The 6,152-nt window shown below is 33.0% G+C and carries 5 protein-coding genes (1 of these 5 only partly in view); 2 read left to right on the top strand and 3 right to left on the bottom strand.

Translation table 11 applies throughout. From position 1 onward, the window contains the following. Nucleotides 1–622, top strand: partial view of a hypothetical protein gene (locus A2255_04260; GenBank protein ID OGI16761.1) — the end only. It extends 1,178 nt beyond the left edge of the window; 622 of the gene's 1,800 nt are visible here — the last part of the coding sequence; the start codon falls outside the window, past its left edge; its stop codon occupies nucleotides 620–622. A gap of 379 nt (nucleotides 623–1,001) precedes the next feature. Here the strand turns inward: A2255_04260 and A2255_04255 are convergent, their stop codons facing one another. From A2255_04255 to A2255_04245, 3 genes are read right to left on the bottom strand one after another with little or no spacing between them, the layout of a single operon-like run. Next, the gene (locus tag A2255_04255; protein ID OGI16760.1) at nucleotides 1,002–2,012 is read right to left on the bottom strand and encodes a hypothetical protein; all 1,011 of its coding nucleotides are present in this window, start codon (nucleotides 2,010–2,012) and stop codon (nucleotides 1,002–1,004) included. Between the two features lie 30 nt (nucleotides 2,013–2,042). Continuing rightward, nucleotides 2,043–3,290, bottom strand: a complete 1,248-nt coding sequence (locus A2255_04250; GenBank protein ID OGI16759.1) for an aspartate kinase — start codon at nucleotides 3,288–3,290, stop codon at nucleotides 2,043–2,045. Between the two features lie 30 nt (nucleotides 3,291–3,320). Next, nucleotides 3,321–5,162, bottom strand: a complete 1,842-nt coding sequence (locus A2255_04245; protein ID OGI16758.1) for a hypothetical protein — start codon at nucleotides 5,160–5,162, stop codon at nucleotides 3,321–3,323. Nucleotides 5,163–5,447: 285 nt separating this feature from the next. Here A2255_04245 and A2255_04240 point away from each other — a divergent pair, with 285 nt between their 5' ends. Then, nucleotides 5,448–6,095 (top strand): hypothetical protein, encoded by a 648-nt coding sequence (locus A2255_04240; GenBank protein OGI16757.1) that lies wholly within the window; start codon nucleotides 5,448–5,450, stop codon nucleotides 6,093–6,095. Nucleotides 6,096–6,152 lie beyond the last annotated feature (57 nt).

Here is a 6,152-nt window from a genome sequence, read left to right as displayed (position 1 = left end):
CTTACTTGCATATAATCATATAATGCCCTGGTTTGCTTTATTCGTTTTGATGAGTATTTTAGGGATTCTTTCTTCAAAACTTGATTATAAATTCCAGCTAATATTGCCTTTAACTGCAATATTTTTTGCCTGGGCTTATTTTATATGCATCTTTATTTTCAGGTTAGATTTTCCTAATTTCGCAGTTATTAATCAGAATTACAGGGTGAATAATATCACTAAACTAAAGCATATGCGGGTAGGCTATGATACTAAAACCTTTATAGAAAGTACGCATAGCCTTTTATTAAAAGCGGGTTTTAAAAAAGGAGATGGTCTGGTAGGGTTTAATATTCCGTTTTTTGTATATGCTTTTGATGCAAAATCGCCCGGAGCCTACTGGTATACAACTGAGTTTCCTGTAAATAATTGCCTTACAATGACCTCAGTTAAAACAGAGCTTGAAAAATCTTATTTTTTACTACCTTCAAAAGTTGACCCCGATCATATTGAGTGTATTGTCAGGCAAGATTTCCTCAAAGATCACGAATATGCTGGACATGTGACAACACCTTATAATATATACAGTATAGATAAAGGGGTAAAGCTACTATTATTTAAGCCTGTTAATAAACTCGAATAGCTGAGAGTCCCGATCGACAAATAATATGCTATGATTTCCCGAACCGTCATCCTAAGTGACACAGTCACTTTCTCAAGTTATCAATCCTTCCAATAATACACACTGTCATCCTGAGAAGCGACGTGAGGATCTTGCCAATTATGAATACTAGCTTTTAAGGACAGCGGAAAAAATCATTAAAGATTTTGATGAAAAATCTTTAATGATTTTTGTAGGCTGCTTTCTGTGCTCAGCTATTAAACGAGTAATAAAAAATGCGTAAGAATTTTTTATTACTCGTTTAATGTAAAACGGATAGATTGCCACGGGCTAAAGCCCTCGCAATGACAGAGAGGGTGCTATTAACTATTTACAAATCTTACCACTAGATCAGTAAATGTTATTTATCTTGATTGAAAATATATCTCTCTGATTTAATACCCTTTTGCAGCTTAATTAGTTGTCTCGTTCCAAGAGTTTTATAGTTTTGAGCGTATTTTGTATTTATTATGGTTTTTTTAGACTTTTTAATTATTTGTTTGTAATTTATAGATTTATTTTCTATTTCAACTTTGTCTGGATATACTGTCAGTAAAGCATATTTGTTAGGATAAGTAATAATTGATGGTGCTGAAACAAAGACAGTATCATTTACTTTTTTAGAATATCCAAGATGATGATGTCCGCTTAATACCAGTTTAACCTGTGGGTGTTTTTGGATTATGTTAAGAAAATCTGCTGAATTTAGTAGTAAAAAGTCTTTCCAGACAAGTTTCTCTTCCGGATTAATAGTTGGGAAAGCAGGGTGGTGCATTGCTATAATAGTAAACTTGCTCTTATTATTCGTTAACGTGTTATCAAGCCATTGAAGTTGTTCTCCTGGGATTAATCCGGAAAAACCATTAATAATAGTCGTATCAAGCCCTATTAAGAGTACGTTTGAAACAGGTTCTGCTGCCCAGTAAGTTTTCTCTTTATCTTCAAAATTTAAATAAAATTCATCCAGAAAATCTCTTTTTGTATATTCAGCCGTAAGATCTGCATCCCTATCTCCAGGAACTACATAATAAGGAGACTTTATTTCAGAAAAAATATCCAGTAGCATAGGAAGATCGCTGAATTCCTTGTCGCTATTGTCTATCAAATCGCCGCCAAAAACTATAAAATCAAGAGCTTTCATTTTATTAAGGGTTTTTATGACATCTTGAAAAATTACAAGGCTTTCTTTGTGAAGAATCCAATTGTCTTTTTTTTGAAAAGATAAGTGAGTATCTGGGATAAAAGCAATTTTGAATGGTTTAAAGCTTTTATACTGATTTATTTGATCAGCAGCAAATGCTAATTGATTAAATAAAAAAAACACCGAAATTAAAATAAATATTTTCAGTGCTTTTTTGTTTAAAGTTCTCAATTATTTACCCTTTATTTTACAAAGTTGGCTTTATAAAGATATTTCAGGAATTTCTATACCTTCTTCATCAAGATGGAACTTGGTATGAATGGCTTTAACGGCATCATGCGCTCTATCTTTTTCAACTATACAGCTAATTTTAATTTCACTGGTTGAAATCATCTTAATGTTAATGCTAGCATCAGCTAAAGATGAGAACATATCTGCTGCAATACCTGGTTTATCAATCATTCCAGCTCCAACAATACTAACTTTTGCAATATTTTTATCTACTACAATGTCTGCTGCGTTAATTTCTTGCTTGACTCTTTCAAGGATGTTTAGTGTTTGATCAAGATCAGACTCTGAAACCGTGAAAGCAATATTGTTAGAATTATCTTCTTTTAATGATTGAATAATCATATCTACGCTAATATTATGCTCTGCTAATGATGTAAACACCTTAGCAGCTGTTCCGGGAGCATCTGGCACTTTTAGTATTGCAAGTCTAACTTGTGATAAATCTGCTGCTACTCCACTCACAGGCTTATATATTTCCATTAAGTTTTCTCCTATAATCAATGTTCCTAAATCATCGTGATTAAAACTACTTCTAACTCTCATAGGCACGTTGAATTGTTTTGCAGTTTCAACTGATCTTGGGTGAAGAACGTTAGCTCCAACTCTAGCAAGTTCTAACATTTCCATATATGAAATCTGGTTTAATTTTGAAGGTTTTTCAATAATTCTTGGATCAGCGGAGTATACTCCATCTACATCTGTATAAATATCACATCTTTCTGCCTTTAATGTAGCTGCTAAAGCTACAGCTGATGTATCAGAGCCGCCTCTACCTAAAGTTGTGATTTCATTATCGGGGGTTACTCCCTGAAATCCTGCAACTATGACTATTTTTCCTTCATTTAAGTAACCTTGCATTTTATCAGGTTTAATATCTAAGATTCTAGCTTTAGAGTGTACTTTTTCTGTTATAATTCCAACTTGTCCAGCAACTAGACTAATAGCGGGATAACCTGCTTCTTGAATCGCCATTGCTAAAAGTGCTATGGATACTTGTTCTCCACTTGAAAGAAGCATATCCATTTCTCTGCTACAAGGCTTCGAAGTGATTTCGCCTGCTAGACTAACTAAATAATCAGTAGTATGTCCCATAGCAGATACAACAACAACAACTTGATGACCCTTGTCATATTCCCTAGTTACGGCCTTAGCGACATTTTTAATTTTTGTTGAATCAGCTACAGATGTTCCGCCGAATTTCTGTACAATAATGCTCATAAGTATCCGCTCTCTTTTTACACTCTGACGTTATTTTACTAATCCCATAAAATCGTTAATACTTTTGTGGTAATTAAGTTTAATTAAACTTGCATTTAAATAATTATATATAATATCACGGTAATGCGGATAAGTCTCAAGTAATTTTCTGTATTCGTTTTCAAAAGTTACAAAGTCACCGAGTCGTGCTTTTACATATGCACTATTAGCCATACTTTCTACGTGTTCCGGCTGGATATTAAGAGTTTTATTTAAGCATTCAAGGGCATTATGATAATATGCTGAATTACCGGTATTGTCTGCAAATTCGATATATGTCACTCCTAACATAAATATAGCTGTTATATTACTAGGATTTTTAAGTAATACCTCATTATAAGTACTTATTGCTTCATTGAATTTCTTTAATCTGATTAATACTTCACCTTTTCCAATATATGCAGTACTTGCATCAGGATCTATTTTGATAGCATTATCAAATTTTTCAAGAGCATCTTTAAATGTTGATTCTTCTTTTGAAAGAATTACACCATATATTGTGCTGATATTGCTTGAATTTGGATTTTTTCTATATGATATGCGCATGTTTCTTATTGCTTCTTTATTGTTACCAGTTTCACTCAGTATAACTGCAAGGTTTACATATGCGTCTATATTATCAGGATCAGCTTCGATTGTTTTATTGTAATGTTTCATAGCATTATCGTAATCGCCCAGGCTGTTATAAGTTACAGCTATCAAATAATGTGCATATGAATTCTTATTTGATGCTTTGATAGCGTTTTTATAGCATTCTATTGCTTTATAATGATCTTTTAATATGTTGTAAATAGATCCTAGCTTTAAGTAAGCATCGCCATTACGTGGATCGAGAGTAATTGTTTCTTCTAATAAGCCTATCGCTTTTTCATGTTCACCTATTTCTGCAAGGGATATTGCTAGATGATACAAAGTAATTGGTTTTTTTTCTTGCAGATTTAAAACTTTACTAAATTTTGCTACAGCTTCAAAGTGTTCGCCGTATTTTTGTAGAGTTATACCCCAGGCCAAGTATAATTCAGGGAGATTTGAGTTTATACTTTCAGCTATTTTATAGCATTCTAGAGCTTCATCAAATTTACTTAATGAGGTTAATATTTCTCCCAGATAAATATGTGTTTCTACTTTTACAGGGTTGATACTCAGAGCTTGTTTTGTTTTTACAAGGGCTTCCTCGTATTTTTCAAGTCTCATTAAGGCTAAAGACCAATAATGAAATACATCAGCGTTATTGGGTTGTAAATTATTAACTGTTTCAAATCTTTCTATTGCTTCATTATATTTTTCTAGTTCTGTAAGTATAACACCCCAGAAAAACAATGCTTGTGCAGATTTAGGGTTTATAGTAAGAGCTCTTTTAAACTTGTCTTCTGCAAGAAGCTTTTTGTTTTGTTTTGCAAGAGCTACTCCCCACCCTATGTAAGTATCAATATCCTTAGGGTTTAATTTTATAGCCGTTTCATATTTTTTCTCGGCTTCATCCATATTACCAAGTTCAGCCAGAGCTGCAGCCCACAATGAGTAAGCTCTTGAATATTCCTGATCAATTTTAATTGCTGCAATAAATTTTTCTATTGCTTCTTCATATTTTCCTTTTTTAGCCAGAGCAATTCCCCAATTAGTAAAACTATCAGGGTTTTTAGGGCCCATATGGCTTGATGACTCAAATTTTTCAATAGCCTGATCTATATCGCCAGAGTTAGCAAGAAATATACCCCAGTTAACAAAGGCTTTAGAGGGAATATAGGTATCTTTTGAAGCTATTTTATATTCAGTTACAGAGTCATTTAGCTTAGAAACTTTATTTAGTATTTTTTTAAAGTGATCAAACATTTTAAACCAGCATGTCAGCTACTTATAACTTTCATATTATATCAGATAATACTAATTTAGGATAATAATCTTGAATTTAATCAGATATTTTTATGTATTGACCTAAAAGCATTTATCTATTTTCTGGAAATATTTTTTAAAGTATACGATAATTATATTAGTAAAAAGCCTATTTTAGCTGGATAATTATCGTTTTTATGTTTATCAATTGAAGACTGGGTAATATAGTAACCCGGGTCATTGTTATTATTTATACGTAACAAGAGAGTCATGAGGTGTAAAGTTATGAAATTTTCTAAGGAAGTTCAAGAAAAATTGCTTGCTCCATTCGATGAGTCAGCAGTGAAATTTAAACCGACTGTTGTGAGAGATGGTAAAGCGCTTGCTCTGGCATATGTAGATGCCAGAACTATACTTGACAGGCTAGACGAGTTAGTTGGAGTTGAAAATTGGCACGATGAGTACGAAGTCATTTCGCCAAAACAAGTAGTCTGTAAACTTACGATTAATGGAGTTACAAAGTCAGATGCAGGAGAAGCTCAGGATAGTGAGAAAGAACCGCTTAAGTCAGCCGTATCTGATTCTTTGAAAAGAGCCGCTGTTAAGTTCGGTATTGGCAGATATCTTTATAGACTACCAAAAACCTGGTGCAAGTATGATAGTGCAAGAAGTGAATTCATTGAAACCCCGGATATGAAAGGTGGAATTGTCTCAACATCAAAGCATGAATCCTACAAAAATGTTAAAAAGGCTGATTCTATAGAAATTAAAAAAGATGAAGCAGATGTGCCAATTCCAGAGTGCGCTTCTTGTGGTGAAAAAATCACAAACAGAGTAGCTATCTTTTCTAAAAAGTACTATCAGAAATCACTTTGCATGAAGTGTCAAGCTTCCAGTATGGAAGAAAAAGAAGCAGTTGCTTCACAAAATTAAAAAACAGAATAAAAATCCCCAAAAGTTTGGGGATTTTTATCTTTTTGTACTTGTTAT

Source organism: Candidatus Melainabacteria bacterium RIFOXYA2_FULL_32_9, assembly GCA_001784615.1.
Lineage (GTDB): Bacteria > Cyanobacteriota > Vampirovibrionia > Gastranaerophilales > UBA9579 > UBA9579.
Note: the sequence above shows the minus strand (reverse complement) of the source record. Positions and strands in the feature narration are given on the sequence as shown.